The following is a 383-nucleotide window of genomic DNA, read 5'->3' on the forward strand; positions in this document are numbered from 1 at the left end:
GGGCCTGCCGGGCCACCTGGGCGCTGTCGTCCCGGGCGCGGGTCAAAGCTTCCACGCTGACCAGCTCCTGCCGGTAGGCCGACAGCGCGGTTTCGGTCTCGCGCAGGGCCTGCAGTACGGCGCCGTCGAAGCTGGCCAGGGCCATGCGGGTGGACGCCTCGGCGCCGGCGATGCGCGCGCGGACGGCGCCGGTGTTGGGCAGGCTCCAGCGGATGAGGGGGCCGAGGTTCCAGGCGAAGGTGTCGCGGCCCAGGAAGTCGCCGGCCGGCCCGGCGGAGCTGGCGGACAGGCCGAGCGATACCTTGGGATAGAGCTGTGCGGTGGCCACGCCGATGCGGGCGGTGGCGGCGGCCAGTTGCCGCTCGCTGCGCCGCAGATCGGGC

The 383-nt window shown here is 75.2% G+C and carries 1 protein-coding gene; it reads right to left on the reverse strand.

Going from position 1 to position 383, the window contains the following annotated elements; all coding sequences use genetic code 11:
- Positions 1-383 (reverse strand): TolC family protein (locus E4T88_RS19110; RefSeq protein WP_135107618.1); only part of this gene is annotated, 383 nt, incomplete at both ends.

The sequence above is a fragment of the Dysgonomonas mossii genome (genome assembly GCF_004569505.1).
Taxonomy (GTDB): Bacteria; Bacteroidota; Bacteroidia; order Bacteroidales; family Dysgonomonadaceae; genus Dysgonomonas.